A 16,529-nucleotide genomic window follows, 5' to 3' on the forward strand; every position below is an offset into this window, starting at 1 on the left:
AAACTGGTTAATTAAATTAAAGTAGTGGGCGAAGGCTTAACCATCCCCTCATATGAGCGAGGCGTGGCGCGGCTTCTGAGGTATGATCGCCATCCTTGACCAGCTAATACCCAACAGACTATCCCCATGTTTAACCACGAACTAATCCTCAACCACATCGACGATATATTTGGACAGGACATGCATGCTAAGCGTGTTCTTTCCCTCGCCAATGCTACCCTCGGGGTTATCGAGTCAGGTTCACTGGCCATCCACGCCATCGGTAGTGGCCTCTCCTTGGCCAACGGTCTCGAACGTAAACATGCGGTTAAACAGGTGGATCGCCTGCTCACTAACACCAAGCTCAATGTCTGGAGCCTCTTTGACGATTGGGTGCCCTATGTGGTCGGTGAACGTACCGAGATCGTAGTCTCCATGGACTGGACCGAATTCGATGCCGATGATCACAGTACCTTGGTTATCAGCCTGCAAACCAACCACGGTCGCAGTACTCCGCTGCTGTGGAAAACCCATCGGAAATCGTTGCTCAAAGGGCAACGCAATGCCCATGAGAAAGAGCTGCTCACCAAGCTCAAGCAGACGTTGCCAGAGGGTATCTTCGTGACGGTAGTAGCTGACCGCGGCTTTGGTTACATGGAGCTGTTCGAACGCCTGGAGCAAGAGCTAGGCTTTGCTTATCTCATTAGATTTAAAGGAAATGTTTTGGTTGGTTACCCTGGTGTAGAGCAGGTTCCAGCTCGGGACTGGCTAACGCCGACCGGGCGCACCCGAACCCTCAAAGCGGTGGAGCTAACTGGGCAGCGACAGCCTGTCGAACGGGTCTATTGTTGTCATAAGAGTGGCATGAAAGACGCGTGGTTTCTGGCCAGTAACCGGACCGACCTGAGCGCCGCCAAGGCGTTGCAACTATACGGCCAGCGCTGGGGTATCGAGACCAGTTTTCGTGATATCAAAGATTACAAATTCGGCATGGGTATGGGAGATGTGCACATCAGTAATCCGGTCCGGCGCGACCGACTGTTTTTATTCAGTGCCCTGGCCATCGTCTTGCTGACGCTGCTGGGTAAGGCTGGAGACAGTGTCGGTCTAGAGAGAACGATCAAGGTCAATACCAGCAAGAGCCGAACCTATTCGTTCTTTCGGCAAGGGGTCATCTATTACCAGTTGTTACCTAAAATGAAAGAAGCCAATGCGGTCTTGTTGATGGATAAATTTATCTACTACCTGAAGCAACACCGCTTATATACCCGCACACTTGGAATTATTTGAGTCTCTAAAAATGAGGGGATCTCTGAGGGGCGAAGGCGCATCTTTTGATGATGTTATTTGTGAGTCTTCTGCCAATGCATCACCAGCTCGGGGTGGCCGCTTAACCATCCCCTCATATGAGCGAGGCGTGGCGCGGCTTCTGAGGTATGATCGCCATCCTTGACCAGCTAATACCCAACAGACTATCCCCATGTTTAACCACGAACTAATCCTCAACCACATCGACGATATATTTGGACAGGACATGCATGCTAAGCGTGTTCTTTCCCTCGCCAATGCTACCCTCGGGGTTATCGAGTCAGGTTCACTGGCCATCCACGCCATCGGTAGTGGCCTCTCCTTGGCCAACGGTCTCGAACGTAAACATGCGGTTAAACAGGTGGATCGCCTGCTCACTAACACCAAGCTCAATGTCTGGAGCCTCTTTGACGATTGGGTGCCCTATGTGGTCGGTGAACGTACCGAGATCGTAGTCTCCATGGACTGGACCGAATTCGATGCCGATGATCACAGTACCTTGGTTATCAGCCTGCAAACCAACCACGGTCGCAGTACTCCGCTGCTGTGGAAAACCCATCGGAAATCGTTGCTCAAAGGGCAACGCAATGCCCATGAGAAAGAGCTGCTCACCAAGCTCAAGCAGACGTTGCCAGAGGGTATCTTCGTGACGGTAGTAGCTGACCGCGGCTTTGGTTACATGGAGCTGTTCGAACGCCTGGAGCAAGAGCTAGGCTTTGCTTATCTCATTAGATTTAAAGGAAATGTTTTGGTTGGTTACCCTGGTGTAGAGCAGGTTCCAGCTCGGGACTGGCTAACGCCGACCGGGCGCACCCGAACCCTCAAAGCGGTGGAGCTAACTGGGCAGCGACAGCCTGTCGAACGGGTCTATTGTTGTCATAAGAGTGGCATGAAAGACGCGTGGTTTCTGGCCAGTAACCGGACCGACCTGAGCGCCGCCAAGGCGTTGCAACTATACGGCCAGCGCTGGGGTATCGAGACCAGTTTTCGTGATATCAAAGATTACAAATTCGGCATGGGTATGGGAGATGTGCACATCAGTAATCCGGTCCGGCGCGACCGACTGTTTTTATTCAGTGCCCTGGCCATCGTCTTGCTGACGCTGCTGGGTAAGGCTGGAGACAGTGTCGGTCTAGAGAGAACGATCAAGGTCAATACCAGCAAGAGCCGAACCTATTCGTTCTTTCGGCAAGGGGTCATCTATTACCAGTTGTTACCTAAAATGAAAGAAGCCAATGCGGTCTTGTTGATGGATAAATTTATCTACTACCTGAAGCAACACCGCTTATATACCCGCACACTTGGAATTATTTGAGTCTCTAAAAATGAGGGGATCTCTGAGGGGTGGCCGCTATGCTCGCACAACTGCTGCTCACCCTCTTTGAAACCGTTGCGGGAATAGAAGCGCCGCGCCTGCTCATTTTCGGCGTAGACCGTCAACTCGAGTCGATCATATTGGGCTTTGAGGTGTTCGAGCAGTTGGCGACCCAGCCCGTGTGATTGGTGAGTTGGGGAGATAAACAGGGCGGCAATAGACCCTTGATACCAAGAGATAAAGCCCAGTAGCTGTCCATCCTCCTCATAACCCCAGCTCTTGCTGGCGGGCAGATAGATGTCCCGCATCGCTGCCCGTTGCTCATGCCAAAAGGCGGCGGGAATAAAGTCGTGGGCTTGTACCGATGCCTGATACCAGAGCTCGACGGCGGCATCCAGATCGGTTGTTAATAATGGGCGGATCATAGTGGTCTTAATAACAAAGGGTGGAAGTAACGCAGGCTCGATCAGCGCAGCGTAATCGGCATTCGTGGTAGCGAGAGGGGGGAGAGTTCTGCACCACTCCCGGTTCGCCACCTTGGCCAAAATGGCAAGGCTGTGATTTATGCAATCCCTGTTACCGTATAGTGTCGCTCGACATTGACGGTTATTTTCCCCCAGCGGGAGGATTTGACTCTGGCTTGGTGCGCTTGAAAAGCCGCCTGCTCAGCAAACTCTTCATAGACATCGAATCTGCAGGGATTGAGAGGGTCTTGAGTCACCTCAAAGATCAGGCAGTCTTTTTCCGCACGAGTTAAACGGATATGGGCATCAAGCTCGCTCTTGACTATCGCAAGCTCGGAGAGAGGCACAATAATAAATCCCTGTAAAATCACTTTGCCCACATTATATCCCTTAATTCATATTAATGGTTTTTACTGCTTGTGGCTTATACTTTCTGTGCGATTTACTTCAGTATTCAAGGTGGAGACCACATTCACCTCGACAGAGTATTTGTACCAATTTCTGTGGGTCGTCAGTCACTTTATATTCAATATGGATAGTGCTCTTATCACCTAACTATGGTATTCACATGCAGGTTTTTATTTCAGTTATACTTCACTGGTTAATAAAAAATGGTGATTCATTCGCAATAGAGTCATGTGGTTTATGTATCTAAGTTTATTTGTTCTATGAACAGTTATGTGATTTAGCAATAAAAATACTTATTTGTCTATTTTAAATAAAAAGGTAGAGATCTTAACCATCCCCTCATATGAGCGAGGCGTGGCGCGGCTTCTGAGGTATGATCGCCATCCTTGACCAGCTAATACCCAACAGACTATCCCCATGTTTAACCACGAACTAATCCTCAACCACATCGACGATATATTTGGACAGGACATGCATGCTAAGCGTGTTCTTTCCCTCGCCAATGCTACCCTCGGGGTTATCGAGTCAGGTTCACTGGCCATCCACGCCATCGGTAGTGGCCTCTCCTTGGCCAACGGTCTCGAACGTAAACATGCGGTTAAACAGGTGGATCGCCTGCTCACTAACACCAAGCTCAATGTCTGGAGCCTCTTTGACGATTGGGTGCCCTATGTGGTCGGTGAACGTACCGAGATCGTAGTCTCCATGGACTGGACCGAATTCGATGCCGATGATCACAGTACCTTGGTTATCAGCCTGCAAACCAACCACGGTCGCAGTACTCCGCTGCTGTGGAAAACCCATCGGAAATCGTTGCTCAAAGGGCAACGCAATGCCCATGAGAAAGAGCTGCTCACCAAGCTCAAGCAGACGTTGCCAGAGGGTATCTTCGTGACGGTAGTAGCTGACCGCGGCTTTGGTTACATGGAGCTGTTCGAACGCCTGGAGCAAGAGCTAGGCTTTGCTTATCTCATTAGATTTAAAGGAAATGTTTTGGTTGGTTACCCTGGTGTAGAGCAGGTTCCAGCTCGGGACTGGCTAACGCCGACCGGGCGCACCCGAACCCTCAAAGCGGTGGAGCTAACTGGGCAGCGACAGCCTGTCGAACGGGTCTATTGTTGTCATAAGAGTGGCATGAAAGACGCGTGGTTTCTGGCCAGTAACCGGACCGACCTGAGCGCCGCCAAGGCGTTGCAACTATACGGCCAGCGCTGGGGTATCGAGACCAGTTTTCGTGATATCAAAGATTACAAATTCGGCATGGGTATGGGAGATGTGCACATCAGTAATCCGGTCCGGCGCGACCGACTGTTTTTATTCAGTGCCCTGGCCATCGTCTTGCTGACGCTGCTGGGTAAGGCTGGAGACAGTGTCGGTCTAGAGAGAACGATCAAGGTCAATACCAGCAAGAGCCGAACCTATTCGTTCTTTCGGCAAGGGGTCATCTATTACCAGTTGTTACCTAAAATGAAAGAAGCCAATGCGGTCTTGTTGATGGATAAATTTATCTACTACCTGAAGCAACACCGCTTATATACCCGCACACTTGGAATTATTTGAGTCTCTAAAAATGAGGGGATCTCTGAGGGTAGAGATAGCTTTCTTGTCAAGAGATGTATTCTAAAATTGACCAAAATGCGCAATGATAGGGGGGCGAGGTTGGCGCAACACTCCCACTCGGGAATGGTGGAAAGGGTTGCTTCAGCTTTGTATTGATGTGGCCGAATAAAAATAAAGTACAGGCCGCAATTCAGGCGATTGCATTAATACAAGGACTAAAAACAATGCATGTGACGAAATACTCTAGGGTGGCCTTGCTGGTTTCCAGCATGCTGGGCTCAACCAGCCTGATGGCCAGCGAATGGAGCACGGTTGCCGCCAGAGCAACAGCAGACGAGGGTTATGAGGTACGGGCTCATCAGTTCCGGGTCGCCAAGGTGCCGCTCGACTATTTTGCCGGGTTGCAAGCGGGGGCCAGCAAGCTGACCTTGCCACTGCCTGATGGGGGGGAGGTTACCTTTGCACTGGAAGCTTACAATGTACTGCCCGCAGACCTTGCAGCCAAGTATCCTCAGATCCGCACCTTCAAGGGGTACAACCCGGCTCATCCAGTCAATACCGGACGCTTCGATCTGGGGCCGCAAGGTTTTCATGCCATGTTCAGCCATCAGGGCAAGATGGTGTTTGTCGATCCGCTGCGCAATGCCGAGGGGTATGCAATTTACTACCAGCAGGATGCCTACAGCCGACTGGAAGAAGACGCCGACAAGGTGATCGGGGCTGACGCCAAAACGTTGGCTCGCAAGGTGCAAGTGGATGGTAATGTTCGCAAACGTTACACCATCGCTATCTCGGCCGCAGGTGAGTACACCCAATATCATGGCGGCTCCCAAGTGCTGGCCCTGGCGGCCATTACTACCCTGCTCAACCGGGTCAATGAGGTGTACCAGCGAGATGTGGGGGCCGAGTTTCAGCTAGCCAGCGGCAACGATTCTGTGATTTTTACCGATCCGGTAACAGACCCTTTCTACAACGGCGATAACCCTGACTACGTGAGCGGGGTGAGCAGCATCTATGAGGCTGATGACACCAGCAAGAACGTCCTGGTACAGGGAGAAGCCTTTGCCAATGGTGAGCTGGGCGCATTCGATATCGGGCATGTGGTCAATACCGGAGGAGGTGGCCTGGCCGGGCTCGGCGTGCTGTGCACCGCGGACAAGTCGGCCGGGATGACGGGCTCCGATAAGCCGGTGGGGGATGCCTTCTTTATCGACTATGTGGCCCACGAGATCGGCCACCAGTTTGGTGCCGACCACACCTTCAACGGCACCACTGGCAGTTGCGGCGGTGGCAACCGGGAGGCGGCACAAGCCTGGGAGCCGGGCAGCGGTACTTCCATCATGGCCTATGCCGGGATCTGCGGGGACGAGAACATCCAGCCCCACAGCGATCCCTATTTTCACAGCAAATCTATCGAGCAGATGCGGGCGCACATGGCGACCGTGCCGGCCTGTGGCACCACCCTGAATCTCGTCAACAACACGCCCCAGGCGGTGGCCGGAGCCAGCTATATCATTCCCGCCAACACGCCGTTCGTGCTCAAGGGGGCCGGCGCCGATTTGGACAAGGATCCCCTTACCTATACTTGGGAGCAGATTGATCTGGGCGACCCGTCCAGCAGTGCTCTTGACATGATCGATGACGGCTCCCGTCCGTTGTTCCGCTTCGTGTCGCCGACCGGCTCGCCGGAGCGGATTTTGCCGAGCTTGCCATCCCTGCTCTCGGGCTCGCTCGCCAAGGGCGAGGCATGGCCCACCACTAACCGGGATCTCAATTTCCGATTGACGGTGCGTGACGGCAAGGGCGGTGTCGCCAGCGACGATATGAAGGTCCAGGTGATCAACACTGGCAGTGCCTTCCGGTTGACCGCCCCGATTGGGGTGGCATTGACGCCGGGGGCAAGCCTGGCTGTCAGCTGGGATGTGGCCGGCACCACACTGGCGCCGATCAGCTGCAGCAAGGTAGACCTGTTCATCACCCAAAACGAGGGAACCAGCTGGAGCAGTCTGGCGGTCAGCCAGCCCAACAGCGGCGCCGCCACTGTCATCCTGCCAGCGGATCTGGCCAGCTCTGCCCGCCTGAAGGTGGCCTGCAGCGACAACATCTTCTTCGCGATCAGTCCCTCCAAGCTGCCGGTTGTCCAAAGCGGCGGCAGCTCGGGCGGTAGCGGCGGCGGTGGTGCCCTCGGTCTCTGGACTCTGGCGCTGGCACTGCTGGGTTGGCAACGGAGGCGCGGATGAGGGTTGGCTGGCTGATGCTGGTTTCCCTGCTTGGCGGCTGTCAGGCCGATGCCGATACTCTGGAGCAGGCGGTCAGCGCCAGCCTGGCAAAGCAGGATTACCGGTTGATCGTGCGGGCCGGGCGCGGCGAGGTGGCGCCCGGCATCGCGCCGGAGCAGCAGGCCTCGGCCAAGGCGCGCTGCGGTGTGCGCTACCTCGACGGTCTGGGGGATGTCATCAAGCCCGGACAGGAAGAGGCCCAGGCCAAGCTGGCGGCCTACGCGGCCGATTACAACCGGCGCATGCTGGCGCATTGTCCTGCTGTCGCTGGCAGGCAATAAGCCTGCGCGTACCAAGATCGTGCGAAGGGTATATCAAGGAGGGAGGCGTGAGCCTCCCTCTTTTTTTGCAGCAGCCATTTGCTGGTCACAAGGCTTGTACCCATGGCGTGCTCGTCGCACAATGCCAGCACGCATGGCCGCATGGGCGGCAAAGAGAGAAGGAAAATCAAGATGATGGATGTTGCTGATCTGCGCCGTGAATACTCCCGTGGCGGGCTGCACCGGGCCGATCTGCCGGCCGAGCCGCTGGCGATGTTCGAGAAGTGGTTGGCGCAGGCCTGTGAGGCCAAACTGACCGATCCCACCGCCATGGTGGTGGCGACGGTGGATGCCGATGGTCAGCCCTGGCAGCGCACCGTGCTGCTCAAGCACTACGACGCCCAGGGGATGGTCTTTTACACCAACATGGGGAGTCGCAAGGCGCAGCAGCTGGAAGGCAATCCCCGTATCAGTTTGCTCTTCCCCTGGCATACGCTCGACCGTCAGGTTCATGTGACCGGTCGGGTGGAGAAGATGAGCACTTTCGAGGTGATGAAGTATTTCCACAGCCGTCCCAAGGATAGCCAGATCGCTGCCTGGGTCTCCAAACAGTCGACCCGCATCTCGGCCCGCGGCGTGCTGGAGGCCAAGTTCCTCGAGCTCAAGCAGAAGTTTGCCAATGGCGAAGTGCCGCTGCCGAGCTTCTGGGGCGGTTTTCGGGTGCGGATCGACACGGTCGAATTCTGGCAGGGGGGTGAGCATCGCCTGCACGATCGTTTCTACTACACCCGCGATGGGGATGGCTGGCATATCGAGCGTCTGGCTCCCTGATCGCGCTGTTCAATTCTGTTTTCACAAGGAGTGTGTATGCATCTGTATGGTGATCTGCGTTCCGGCAACTGTTACAAGGTCTGGCTGCTGGCCCGCTGGCTGGAGCTGCCCCTTGAGTGGGTAGAGGTGGATATTCAGGCGGGGGATACCCGTACCCCCGCATTTCTGGCCATGAACCCCAACGGCAAGATCCCGGTGCTGGAGATTGGCCAGGGCGACATGCTGGTGGAATCTAACGCCATCCTCTTCTATCTGGCGCAAGGTAGCACCTTGTGGCCAACCGATCCGCGCCAGCAGGCCGAGGTGCTCAAATGGATGTTCTTTGAGCAGTACAGCCATGAGCCCTACATCGCGGTGGCCCGTTTTATCGTTCACTATCTCGGCCGACCCGAGTCGCAGGAGGCGCGGCTCGACGGTCTGAAAGCCGGTGGCGAGAAGGCGCTGGCGGTAATGGAGCAGCAGCTGAAACAGAGCCCCTACCTGTGCGGTGATGCGCCGACCATCGCCGATATCGCCCTTTATGCCTACACCCACGTGGCAGAGGAGGGGGTCTTCTCCCTGCAGGGGTGGCCCGCTATCCGTAGCTGGATCGCCCGTATCGAAGCCCATCCCCGGCATCTGACGCTGCCAGCGGCCTGTCAGGCCAGCTGATGGAATTGCTGATCGAGGCCAGTCTGTGGCAACCGCAGTGGGCTGCGCTGTTGCCGCACTGGCAGCAACAAGGTCATCGCTGGCAGCTGCTGCTGGGCAAAGAGGCGGCGGCCGCCCTCGATCAAACCGATGCACCCTGGGCGAGCAGCCCTCCAGACGGGGTGCTCTGCCCGGGAGCCCTGCTGGCCGCCTGGCTCGATGGGGAGCTGCTGGCGGATTTTCATGTTGATCCCAGCCGCCAGATCCTGATCAGCGCCTCTACTTCCCTATTGACCCTCGCCAGGGAGCAGGGACTGCTCACCCTTGGCCCTGTGGGGGCCGATCTGCCGCTCACCCCCGAGGCCGATTTGGGCGCCGTGCTCAATCGACTGCTGGCGCGCCGTGTGACGGTGCCGACCCTGGCTGAGGGGCATTCGCTATCAGGTGTCGTGTTGCGGCCACTACAGGCCGATGATGATCGCGAGATAGTACGCTACTGCAGAGATGAGGCGCTGGCCCGCTACACCCTCAATATTCCTCACCCCTATCCGCCGGAGGGGGCCCGCGACTGGCTGGCGCTCAGCTGGCGCAAGGCAGCGCTTGGCCTTGGCTGGAGCTGGGCCATCACCTTGCCAGAGGAGCAAGGTGCGGCGTTGCTTGGGGTGATCTCCCTGCACTGGAATGGCGAACTGGCCTGGTGGGTTGGCGTGCCCTGGCAGCATCGCGGTCTGGCGACTCGGGCCGCTGGCTTGGTCAAGGAGTTTGCCTTTGACCAACTGCAACTGCCTGCGCTGACGGCTCGCCATATGCCAGACAATTTAGCCTCTGGCCGGGTGATGGCAAAAGTGGGCATGCACTATCGCGGGCGGCGCCATATCAGTGGTCGCCAGCCGTGTGAGGTGAGCTACTGGCGACTGGATCGCGCACCCTCCTTAACCAATCCCTTGCCCGAGGAGATTGCCTGCTGGCTTGCTGATGAGCGGATCGCCGTGGTGATCCTGTGGGATCCCGCAACGAGCAATCGGCAGAGTACTAACGGCAAGCTGGCTATCTCGCTCTTTGTGGATGAGAGGGGCGCGGGGGAGGAGTCCTGCTCTATTCGCTGCCCGCCGCATCTTGAGAGGTTGCTGGAGCTGCACTGTTACCCCGTCGAACTGCTGGAGCAGGCCGAACCGGAGCAGTTGTCCCATCTTGGCGGCGTCTTGCTGAAAGACAGGGATGAACAGGGGCTGGCGTGGTTGCTGCAACTGGCCGCGCTGCAGCGGCAGGGGCCCGATCTGCTCAGCCGCGAGGAGCGCGTATCACGGCTCCACTGGTTCAACCAATTGATGGCGCAGGTGCTGGGCGGCAACGGTGACTCTTCGCAGATACGCTATCAGCAGTTACGGCTGCTGGTGGAGCTGCCGGAGCTGGTCGATGAGCTGGATGGCTGTTGGCATCAAACACCCGAACTGACCTTTGAGCGCTTGGCGCGGGAGGCTCCAGCCCTCTGGCTGGCCTACCGTGAGGCGATGAACAGGGCCACCCCGGCGACGCTAACCGCCTTGCAGCTGCAGTTTGCAGCTCGTTTTCCTGAGTGCACCCTCCCATTTTTGGACAAAGGTACTCAGAATGACCAGCCGTTGTGTGGAATAATGCCTGCTCTGCTGTACGAGGAGTAATACCTGATGTTGAGAACCGAGCGCCCCGGTGACATGCTGCCGGTTTATGAGCTGCTGAGTGCTGCCTTCGGTCGTGCCGATGAGGCCGAACTGGTCAACCGCCTGCGCGAATGTGGCGCTGCCGTAGTGACCATGGTCGAAGAGGAAGAGTACGAGTTCATGGGGCACCTGATGCTAAGCCCGATCACCATTAACGGCATGGAAGGGCCCTGGCTCGGTCTGGCGCCGGTCGCGGTTCATCCCGACTGGCAAGGCCAAGGGATTGGCTCTGATCTCATCCGTGAAGGGCTTGATACGGCGCTTGAGATGGACTGGAAAGGGGTGGTAGTACTTGGGGATCCGGCCTATTACAGCCGTTTCGGTTTCCGCCCGGCTAGCGAGTTTGGCCTGCACTGCATCTATGAGGTGCCTGCCGACTGCTTTATGGCGATGGAACTGCAGGAGAGTGGTTTTACGGGGGCGCAGGGTGAGGTGCTCTATCACCCCCTGTTTGATGAGTGTCCAGAATAATGAGGAAGGTTGAATTTAGATGCATTTCTTTTCTATTAAAGGACGTCTTCGCCATATCAAGCTTAGCCATAAGCGATTTTTACGGCGTCTTTGCTCAAAAAATTTGAAAAAGTATGGTGTTAGGCGATTAAAAAAAGGTAAGGTCAGTCGTGACATTGTTGTGTTTGCTCCTCATGTTATAGACCTTTATAAAGTTAGGAATCATAAAGAATTTAACCGGTTTATTTATAGTATTGAACAGGCGGCACAGAGGGTTAGGTTGTCAAAAAAGTCCTTGAAAATTAATTTTCGAGATACTAGAGCAATCACAGCATCAGCATGTCTATTACTGATAGCAAAGGTTGATGTTATTATAAAAAGATATGATGGTGTTAAGTTTAAATTGATCAGGCCACATAGCAATCCTACATCTGGAATAAAGAAGCCTATTAATTTGGTTGATGCTGTGTTATGTCAGGTTGGTTTTTATGAGTTAATAGGAAAGAAAATATGTTCTGCCGACATTAATAACCCCAGTGTGAAATGTTGGCGTTTTGCCAGTAGTAAAGAAAGTGATGGAACTATTGCTGGCTCCATTTTGAAAAATATCGATGATGAAAATATATCGCAGTCTGTTCTCTATCGTAGCTGTATAGAAGCGATATCTAATGCTGCTGAGCACGCCTATTCCTCTGATATTAAGGTGGATAAGCCTTTTATTTTAAAAAAATGGTGGATATTTGTTGGTAATATAAATAAAGAGTATGTGGTTATTATTTGTGATGTCGGGCATGGCATCCCGAATACGCTTGAATTAACCCAGCAAACTTCTTTGCTAAATAAAATATGGGCACTGATTGGACAGCAAAATTCGGATTCACATGGTGATTGTGAATATATTAAGGCGTCAACCTTGGTAAAAGAGACTCGAACGGGGTTGTCTCATAGAGGGAAGGGAACTACGGACCTTAGAACTTTTGTTGATAAAACAGACAGAGCAAAGATGGTTATCTTCTCTAACAGAGGCACTTACAGATACTATAATAAAAAATGTAATAGATTATCAACTGCATATGACAATGATTCATCAATTGGTGGTACTATAGTGGAGTGGTCAGTACCAAGTAGCTGCTGAGGGATGTTACTGTGGAAATAAAGATAATTGATTTTAGTGAATTCCCTGGGGCTCGATATAGAAAACTTGGCCCCTATAGTGGTGAAGAATTTAGAGATGATGTGCTAATTCCTGCAATCAAAGATAATAATCATGTTATCGTGAATTTTGATGGTGTTTTCGGTTATGGCTCATCATTTCTAGAAGAGGTTTTTGGTGGTTTAATTCGTTCTGGGATTAAACAGGATGTAGTAATGAATATTATTTCATCAGCAATATCCAACGATGATCCAGATATTTTATTGGAAATAAAGTCGTATGTGGAAGATGCCGTGAAAATGAACAAATAATGATCTGGTATTAGTAATGAAAGATGCTGAGCTAATAATAGCCGTGCTGGCACTTATAGTATCAATTATTGCTGTTCCTATTACACATCGTTTAGGTAGGCAAGCATCAAAACACGACTTCATAAATTTGAAGATTGATGACTTGTCAACATCATTGGACCGAATATTTGATGAGTGCATAGATATTATATCTAATAGTACCTTTGACAATAGCAAGTATTTATATCAGGTTAGTATGTATGTTAAGCTTCAATGGATTGTGAAAGAAATAAATTTATATGATAAGAATAATGAATTACAAAGAAAAGAATGTCTTTTGTCTGTTAAAAAGATAATGACGGATGATATATTCTTTTCAGGCGACAAAAAAAATTGCTTATTAAGTTTGCTAAATCAAATCAATAAATTGAAATCATGTTTTGAACGAAAGTTTTAATTTAAATAGAGTAAGGGCAGTAATTTACCACCCTTATATTAGTATTCTTTTTATGAAAAGAACCAGTACCCGCGGTTGACCAGACGGGTCAGCAGTTGCAGGAAGCCGGCCTGATCGGCCAGCTCCACCATGTCGGCCTGAGTGATGATGTCCTTGTCGCACAGGAGCGAAATGGCTGCCGGATCTTCGCTCTGCAGGGTCCAGGCTTCGCCATCGATGAAGCACTGCTGGCTCTCGCCGCTAAACCAGACGGTGCGCAGACCCGGCACCTTGATGGCGGGCTCGCCCTGGGTCAGCAGGTCGGCCACTTCCTCGGCGCTGTAGTCTGGCTCCACCGGATTGACGTCCAGATCGTGCTTGGCCTCGGAGATCATGGTGCCGAACCACTCCTTGAACAGAGTCTCGTCATCGAGGGCCTGCTGCATCAGCTCGCGCAGACGGTGCAGCTCGTGGGGCTGGATCTCGCCGTGACGGGCGCGGGGCTTGAGATCGGCATCGCCGTAACGCTCGGTACGCACCTCGTTGTCGATCAGGTGATCGGCAAAGGAGGAGATAAGCGCCTTGGCATCCGGTGCGCGGAAACCCACCGAGAAGTTCATGGAGGGCTCGATGGCGTAGCCTTCGTGGGGGAATCCGGGCGGAATGTAGAGGATGTCGCCCGGCTCCATGATGACGTCGATGATCGCCTCGAACGGCTCGCAGTGCAGCAGGGCGGCGTGGGCGGCAAACTCGTTGAGGGGCTTGGCATCGCCAACCCGCCAGTGGCGTTTGCCCAGCCCCTGGGTGATGAACACATCGTAGTTGTCGATGTGGGGGCCGACACCCGCGTGAGGGGTGGAGAAGCTCACCATCACATCGTCAAAGCGCCAGCCCGGAATGAACTGGAACGGCACCGCCAGCTCGTTCACCTCGGGGGCCCAGTGGTTGCAAGCCTGTACCAGAATGGTCCAGTTCTCTTCGCCCAGATGGTCGTAGGATTCGAAGGGGCCGTGGGCAGCATCCCACTTGCCGTCGAAACGGGTGACGAGGCGCGACTCTACCACCTCTTCCATGGCCAGACCGGCCAGCTCGTCCGGGCTGATGGGATCCTGAAAGTCCTTGAAGCCACCCTTGATAAGGAGCGGGCGCTTCTGCCAGTAGTGCTCAAGGAAGTGAGCGATATCCAGATTGAGTTCGTACATGCTGTTTCTCGTGTCTCGCAAAGAGGTTTTGCCCAAGGCCGGCTTGGGAAAAGCCACTCGGGATCCTGCCGTGGCAGGGAAAATAACAGGGGCCCTGTTGCAGATCATGCACAGGGCCCCGGTAGTGTCATTTATCCGCTTATTTCAGCAGATCAACCAGACGTTGGGCGTCACCGATGTAGTTGGCCGGGGTTAGCTTCTTCAGCTCAACCTTGACCGCTTCCGGCAACTCCAGGGTGTCGATAAAGGTACGCATCCCTTCGGCATCGACGCGGCGACCACGGGTCAGCTCCTTGAGTTTCTCGTAGGGCTTCTCGATACCGTAGCGGCGCATCACGGTCTGGATCGGCTCGGCCAGCACTTCCCAGTTGGCATCCAGATCGGCGGCCATGGCGGCGTCGTTGGCTTCCAGCTTGGAGATGCCCTTGAGGGTCGCCTGATAGGCAATCAGGGAGTAACCCACCGCCACACCCAGGTTGCGCAGCACGGTAGAGTCGGTGAGGTCACGCTGCCAGCGGGAGATGGGCAGCTTGCTCGCCAGATGCTGGAACACGGCGTTGGCCAGACCCAGATTGCCTTCGGAGTTCTCGAAGTCGATGGGGTTGACCTTGTGCGGCATGGTGGAGGAGCCAATTTCGCCTGCGATGGTGCGCTGCTTGAAGTGACCCAGGGAGATGTAACCCCACACATCGCGGTCGAAGTCGATCAGGATGGTGTTGAAGCGGGCCATGGCGTCGAACAGCTCGGCGATATAGTCGTGTGGCTCGATCTGGGTGGTGTAGGGGTTCCAGGTCAGGCCCAGAGAGGTAACGAACTCCTCGGAGAACTGGTGCCAGTCCACATCCGGGTAGGCGCTGAGGTGGGCGTTGTAGTTGCCGACCGCACCGTTGATTTTGCCGAGGATCTCCACCGCCATGATCTGCTTGAACTGGCGCTCAAGACGGTAGGCGACGTTGGCCATCTCCTTGCCCATGGTGCTCGGGGTGGCCGGCTGGCCGTGGGTACGGGAGAGCAGCGGCATGTCACGATACTCGTGAGCCAGACGTTTGAGCTCGCTGATCAGCTTTTCGCAATAAGGCTTGATGACCTCTTCGCGAGCGGTTTTCAGCATCAGACCGTGGGAGTTGTTGTTGATGTCTTCCGAGGTGCAGGCGAAGTGGATGAACTCGCTGACAGCCGCCAGCTCCGGGTTCACTTCGACCTTCTCTTTGAGGAAGTACTCCACCGCTTTCACATCATGGTTGGTGGTGCGCTCGATCTGTTTGATACGGGCGGCGTCACTCTCGTTGAAGTTGCTGACGATGCCGTCGAGCAGGGCGTTGGCGGCCGCGCTCAGGGCAGGGACTTCCGGGATCCCGGCGTGGCTGGCCAGTTTTTGCAACCAGCGCACCTCGACTTCGACGCGAAAACGCAGCAGGCCGAATTCGGAGAAGATAGGGCGCAGGGCATCGGCCTTGTCGCCATAACGACCGTCAATCGGGGAAACAGCAGTCAGCGCGGACAGCTCCATGGGGTGAACTCCTGATGATTTGTGTGGGGGATCCGTATCCACTCGCGCGTGGGGCTGAGTCGTCATCAAGGCGGATGTGCGGCTGTTCACCCTGATGTTGACCTCGGCTGGTCCGCGCGCGAGCCGATGATTAGTAACGTTTGGCCAGCTCCACCATCTTCTTGCGAGCGAAGATGATCTGGGTGCGGCTGCCACCGAGCTGACGCCACAGCACGCAGGCCCGAATGCCTGCCAGCAGCAGGGCGCGCACCTTGTGCTGCACCAGCGGTTGCTGCAGGAACAGCGGAGTACCCGCAACCTGGATGCGCGGCCCGATGGGGCTGATAAGATCGCTGTAGATGCTCGCCATGTTGGCCAAAATCTGCTCGTCGAGCAGATCGAAGTGCTGTTGCTGGCGGCCAATCTGGCTGATCCGCTCACCCAGCATATTGAGAATGTCCTTGCGCTTGGCCAGCTTGCGCTCCAGTGCAATCAGGCTTACCACGTAGCGGGTCAGCTCGGCATTCTTCTGGCTGCCGTCGGCACCCAGCTGCTCGACCAGCGCACGGTAGCCGTCGCGAATGGCCAGATGGGTGTTGTTGAACACCTCGAGCGGCTGGCTCGGGTTGGTCACCAGAATGCTGGAGAGGCTCTCGCGCAGGGCGGCCTCGTCACAGCTGCCGTCTCGGGCCACCTTCTGCACCAGATACGCGGCCTGGCAGATGCCGGCAAAGGCCATGGTTCTGTCTTGGAATTTATCGCTCACGTCTGCTGC

The 16,529-nt window shown here is 54.6% G+C and carries 17 protein-coding genes; 12 read left to right on the plus strand and 5 right to left on the minus strand.

Going from position 1 to position 16,529, the window contains the following annotated elements; genetic code table 11:
* Positions 1 to 126 precede the first annotated feature (126 nt).
* Positions 127 to 1,269, plus strand: coding sequence for an IS4-like element ISAs18 family transposase (locus tag ACTG2U_RS19390; protein ID WP_041204923.1), 1,143 nt, complete (start codon positions 127 to 129; stop codon positions 1,267 to 1,269).
* 190 nt (positions 1,270 to 1,459) lie between these two features.
* Positions 1,460 to 2,602, plus strand: coding sequence for an IS4-like element ISAs18 family transposase (locus ACTG2U_RS19395; protein WP_041204923.1), 1,143 nt, complete (start codon positions 1,460 to 1,462; stop codon positions 2,600 to 2,602).
* Here ACTG2U_RS19395 and ACTG2U_RS19400 read toward each other — a convergent pair.
* Positions 2,554 to 3,027, minus strand: coding sequence for an N-acetyltransferase (locus tag ACTG2U_RS19400; RefSeq protein WP_439974965.1), 474 nt, complete (start codon positions 3,025 to 3,027; stop codon positions 2,554 to 2,556). The two genes, ACTG2U_RS19395 and ACTG2U_RS19400, sit on opposite strands and share 49 nt — an antisense overlap.
* A gap of 137 nt (positions 3,028 to 3,164) precedes the next feature.
* Positions 3,165 to 3,446: a putative quinol monooxygenase gene (locus ACTG2U_RS19405; protein WP_335813168.1), complete on the minus strand. Its 282-nt coding sequence runs from the start codon at positions 3,444 to 3,446 to the stop codon at positions 3,165 to 3,167.
* A gap of 445 nt (positions 3,447 to 3,891) precedes the next feature.
* Between ACTG2U_RS19405 and ACTG2U_RS19410 the strand changes: the two genes are divergently transcribed.
* The 10 genes from ACTG2U_RS19410 (at position 3,892) to ACTG2U_RS19455 (ending at position 13,084) form a co-directional block, all read left to right on the plus strand.
* On the plus strand, positions 3,892 to 5,034 hold the full coding sequence (locus ACTG2U_RS19410) for an IS4-like element ISAs18 family transposase (protein ID WP_041204923.1): 1,143 nt from the start codon (positions 3,892 to 3,894) through the stop codon (positions 5,032 to 5,034).
* A gap of 224 nt (positions 5,035 to 5,258) precedes the next feature.
* Complete coding sequence (locus tag ACTG2U_RS19415) at positions 5,259 to 7,274, plus strand: reprolysin-like metallopeptidase (protein WP_335813170.1); 2,016 nt, start codon at positions 5,259 to 5,261, stop codon at positions 7,272 to 7,274.
* Positions 7,271 to 7,594 (plus strand): hypothetical protein, encoded by a 324-nt coding sequence (locus tag ACTG2U_RS19420; protein WP_005344032.1) that lies wholly within the window; start codon positions 7,271 to 7,273, stop codon positions 7,592 to 7,594. Before ACTG2U_RS19415 ends, ACTG2U_RS19420 begins: the two co-directional genes overlap by 4 nt.
* 171 nt (positions 7,595 to 7,765) lie before the next feature.
* Positions 7,766 to 8,404, plus strand: a complete 639-nt coding sequence (pdxH, locus tag ACTG2U_RS19425) for a pyridoxamine 5'-phosphate oxidase (RefSeq protein WP_439974966.1) — start codon at positions 7,766 to 7,768, stop codon at positions 8,402 to 8,404.
* Positions 8,405 to 8,440: 36 nt separating this feature from the next.
* A complete protein-coding gene (locus tag ACTG2U_RS19430; protein ID WP_439974967.1) occupies positions 8,441 to 9,055 on the plus strand; it encodes a glutathione S-transferase family protein in 615 nt (204 codons plus the stop codon).
* Entirely contained in the window at positions 9,055 to 10,695 is a 1,641-nt protein-coding gene (locus ACTG2U_RS19435; protein ID WP_439974968.1) for a GNAT family N-acetyltransferase, read from the plus strand. Before ACTG2U_RS19430 ends, ACTG2U_RS19435 begins: the two co-directional genes overlap by 1 nt.
* Positions 10,696 to 10,701: 6 nt before the next feature.
* The gene (locus ACTG2U_RS19440) at positions 10,702 to 11,205 is read left to right on the plus strand and encodes a GNAT family N-acetyltransferase (RefSeq protein WP_439974969.1); all 504 of its coding nucleotides are present in this window, start codon (positions 10,702 to 10,704) and stop codon (positions 11,203 to 11,205) included.
* A 19-nt stretch (positions 11,206 to 11,224) separates the two neighbouring features.
* Positions 11,225 to 12,319 carry a hypothetical protein gene (locus ACTG2U_RS19445; protein ID WP_368173617.1) on the plus strand — a complete coding sequence of 365 codons (1,095 nt, stop codon included), beginning with the start codon at positions 11,225 to 11,227 and terminating at the stop codon, positions 12,317 to 12,319.
* Positions 12,320 to 12,330: 11 nt separating this feature from the next.
* A complete protein-coding gene (locus tag ACTG2U_RS19450) occupies positions 12,331 to 12,648 on the plus strand; it encodes an STAS-like domain-containing protein (protein WP_368173618.1) in 318 nt (105 codons plus the stop codon).
* Between the two features lie 16 nt (positions 12,649 to 12,664).
* Positions 12,665 to 13,084 (plus strand): hypothetical protein, encoded by a 420-nt coding sequence (locus tag ACTG2U_RS19455; protein ID WP_368173619.1) that lies wholly within the window; start codon positions 12,665 to 12,667, stop codon positions 13,082 to 13,084.
* Between the two features lie 50 nt (positions 13,085 to 13,134).
* Here the strand turns inward: ACTG2U_RS19455 and ACTG2U_RS19460 are convergent, their stop codons facing one another.
* The 3 genes from ACTG2U_RS19460 to hflD form a co-directional block, all read right to left on the minus strand.
* The gene (locus ACTG2U_RS19460) at positions 13,135 to 14,265 is read right to left on the minus strand and encodes a ribosomal protein uL16 3-hydroxylase (protein WP_439974970.1); all 1,131 of its coding nucleotides are present in this window, start codon (positions 14,263 to 14,265) and stop codon (positions 13,135 to 13,137) included.
* A 139-nt stretch (positions 14,266 to 14,404) separates the two neighbouring features.
* Entirely contained in the window at positions 14,405 to 15,775 is a 1,371-nt protein-coding gene (gene purB, locus ACTG2U_RS19465; protein ID WP_005334624.1) for an adenylosuccinate lyase, read from the minus strand.
* A gap of 130 nt (positions 15,776 to 15,905) precedes the next feature.
* Positions 15,906 to 16,520, minus strand: a complete 615-nt coding sequence (gene hflD, locus ACTG2U_RS19470; protein WP_005334622.1) for a high frequency lysogenization protein HflD — start codon at positions 16,518 to 16,520, stop codon at positions 15,906 to 15,908.
* Positions 16,521 to 16,529: the final 9 nt, after the last annotated feature.

This window comes from Aeromonas sp. 95A (assembly GCF_051919235.1).
GTDB lineage: Bacteria > Pseudomonadota > Gammaproteobacteria > Enterobacterales > Aeromonadaceae > Aeromonas > Aeromonas veronii.

What these genes read in the sequence shown, in the direction of transcription:
- ACTG2U_RS19390 (WP_041204923.1), top strand. Translation starts at nt 127, where the DNA reads ATGTTTAACCACGAACTAATCCTCAACCACATCGACGATATATTTGGA.
- ACTG2U_RS19395 (WP_041204923.1), top strand. Translation starts at nt 1,460, where the DNA reads ATGTTTAACCACGAACTAATCCTCAACCACATCGACGATATATTTGGA.
- ACTG2U_RS19400 (WP_439974965.1), bottom strand. Translation starts at nt 3,027, where the DNA reads ATGATCCGCCCATTATTAACAACCGATCTGGATGCCGCCGTCGAGCTC.
- ACTG2U_RS19410 (WP_041204923.1), top strand. Translation starts at nt 3,892, where the DNA reads ATGTTTAACCACGAACTAATCCTCAACCACATCGACGATATATTTGGA.
- ACTG2U_RS19415 (WP_335813170.1), top strand. Translation starts at nt 5,259, where the DNA reads ATGCATGTGACGAAATACTCTAGGGTGGCCTTGCTGGTTTCCAGCATG.
- ACTG2U_RS19420 (WP_005344032.1), top strand. Translation starts at nt 7,271, where the DNA reads ATGAGGGTTGGCTGGCTGATGCTGGTTTCCCTGCTTGGCGGCTGTCAG.
- pdxH (WP_439974966.1), top strand. Translation starts at nt 7,766, where the DNA reads ATGATGGATGTTGCTGATCTGCGCCGTGAATACTCCCGTGGCGGGCTG.
- ACTG2U_RS19430 (WP_439974967.1), top strand. Translation starts at nt 8,441, where the DNA reads ATGCATCTGTATGGTGATCTGCGTTCCGGCAACTGTTACAAGGTCTGG.
- ACTG2U_RS19435 (WP_439974968.1), top strand. Translation starts at nt 9,055, where the DNA reads ATGGAATTGCTGATCGAGGCCAGTCTGTGGCAACCGCAGTGGGCTGCG.
- ACTG2U_RS19440 (WP_439974969.1), top strand. Translation starts at nt 10,702, where the DNA reads ATGTTGAGAACCGAGCGCCCCGGTGACATGCTGCCGGTTTATGAGCTG.
- ACTG2U_RS19445 (WP_368173617.1), top strand. Translation starts at nt 11,225, where the DNA reads ATGCATTTCTTTTCTATTAAAGGACGTCTTCGCCATATCAAGCTTAGC.
- ACTG2U_RS19455 (WP_368173619.1), top strand. Translation starts at nt 12,665, where the DNA reads ATGAAAGATGCTGAGCTAATAATAGCCGTGCTGGCACTTATAGTATCA.
- ACTG2U_RS19460 (WP_439974970.1), bottom strand. Translation starts at nt 14,265, where the DNA reads ATGTACGAACTCAATCTGGATATCGCTCACTTCCTTGAGCACTACTGG.
- purB (WP_005334624.1), bottom strand. Translation starts at nt 15,775, where the DNA reads ATGGAGCTGTCCGCGCTGACTGCTGTTTCCCCGATTGACGGTCGTTAT.